The following is a 1,262-nucleotide window of genomic DNA, read 5'->3' on the forward strand; positions in this document are numbered from 1 at the left end:
CGCGCAGAGAAGAAAGCCCCGCCATGTGGAAGCTGCCGGACCCGATCACCACGGTCGGGCGTCACGGCATCCTGTTCGGGACCGCCATACTCCCATGAGTGTCAGCGACGGCTGGTTTCGACCTTCGGCAACAATATCTGGTTCGTCCTCGTGCATGTAAAACTGGAAAGAAACGCGCAGTCGCGACGTTCTCTACATTGCGGTACTTGACATGGACTCGATATCGCTCGCGCAGTATCCTCTCGGCTTGACGCGTGTCCACGGTGCCCGGAATGTCAGGCGCACGCGTGAGTTCACCAAGTGGGTTCTCTCGCTACCCGGCAGTGAGGCAGCCTCGCCTGGTCCGCTCGGATTGCTACCAATACCAGCTGTGTTTTGGGCATGCGTTTGAGGGCAAGTCTTCAGAGCCTCGCCGGACAGGTGGAAATGAGCTCGGTGCGATCAGGATAGACAATTGTGCTCGAACTTGACATAGCCGACGTCTTCGCGGCCCGCCATGCACTCGACGGCGATGGCCATCCCGGCTCCAACCTTGAAGCTGTTATCTGGCACTAACCATGGTCCGCCCCAGCCCAGTCCGAAGGAATGGCCATAGATTGGGTAGCCGCAAAAAATTCCGCGGCCGTCAAGAACATCGAGGACTGCCTTGTACAGATCGCTTGCCGTTACGCCAAGGCGGCATGCGGCCACGCCTGCCTCAATTCCGGCAATGGCACCGTCGTAGATTTCATTCTGCCGCGCGGACCACTTTCCCCGACAACGACAGACCTTGAGAAGTCCCAGACCTAGCCCTCGACAGAAGGCGATGAGGGCCTGCCCCTCAGACCCCGTGAACATCATGCGAACACGACGCCAAAAGCTTCATTGCCCTCATCTCGCGGCAGATCCAATGCTCACGCAAGGAATCAGCCGTCGGCGGCCGCTCAAAATTTACCATTCTCATGAATAGTCCCAAATATTTAACACCTACCGATATCTTGGCGGCTATAGTCCGGGCCGCGCTGGTGGACTTGGAAATATCTCGGCATGTGCGGTTTTAGCGGCTATTTCGGCACTGTCCGGGATGGGAGGGCGCTCCTTGAAAGGATGACGGCTGCCATTGCGCATCGCGGCCCCGATGAGCAGGGGTTCTTCACCACAAAGGCGGCCGGCCTCGGCCATGCGCGGCTGTCCATCGTCGGTCTCGGGGACGGCCAGCAGCCGATGTCCGATGCGACGGGCGATCTGACGATCGCCTTCAACGGCGAGATCTTCAACTATGT

1 protein-coding gene and 1 pseudogene are annotated in these 1,262 nt (G+C 58.9%); one reads left to right on the forward strand and one right to left on the reverse strand.

What is annotated here, in order from left to right; genetic code table 11:
- Positions 1-441: 441 nt before the first annotated feature.
- Positions 442-840 carry a M24 family metallopeptidase gene (locus EOA22_RS34045; RefSeq protein ID WP_063170504.1) on the reverse strand — a complete coding sequence of 133 codons (399 nt, stop codon included), beginning with the start codon at positions 838-840 and terminating at the stop codon, positions 442-444.
- Between the two features lie 186 nt (positions 841-1,026).
- Here EOA22_RS34045 and EOA22_RS34050 point away from each other — a divergent pair.
- Positions 1,027-1,262 (forward strand): annotated as a pseudogene (locus EOA22_RS34050) (asparagine synthetase B); the annotation flags it as partial.

It is taken from the genome of Mesorhizobium sp. M7A.F.Ca.US.014.04.1.1 (assembly GCF_003998745.1).
Classification (GTDB): Bacteria; Pseudomonadota; Alphaproteobacteria; order Rhizobiales; family Rhizobiaceae; genus Mesorhizobium; species Mesorhizobium ciceri.

Coding starts and splice junctions, on each gene's coding strand:
- EOA22_RS34045 (WP_063170504.1), bottom strand. CDS start 840: ATGATGTTCACGGGGTCTGAGGGGCAGGCCCTCATCGCCTTCTGTCGA.